General features: G+C 39.6%; 1 pseudogene. It reads left to right on the top strand.

Going from position 1 to position 268, the window contains the following annotated elements:
- Nucleotides 1-268, top strand: a pseudogene (locus SB658_RS24340) (glycoside hydrolase domain-containing protein); the annotation flags it as partial.

Genomic DNA, 268 nt, shown 5'->3' with positions numbered 1-268 from the left:
CTTATATTACCGGTCTGATGGGAGATTCACAAGTCTCTTTTACAGCATCACAAATTGATTCGTATCAAAACCTGCTTAACAGTCTGAGCTTGTCAGTGCGCAACGGTTATTTAGAAGTGTATGTCAATCCGGCTGCGGGATCGCTGAATATTCAATTTAAAATTTATACACCTGATATTCCGGTCGGTGACAGTGCTACTACTGGACTAACAACTACCATTACATTTAAAATAAAACAAAAGAGCTTCAGATTGCCGGATTCCGAAGA

Source organism: Bacillus sp. SIMBA_008, from assembly GCF_046535495.1.
GTDB classification, from domain to species: Bacteria; Bacillota; Bacilli; order Bacillales; family Bacillaceae; genus Bacillus; species Bacillus subtilis.
This window is presented reverse-complemented; position numbering and strand designations above follow the sequence as displayed.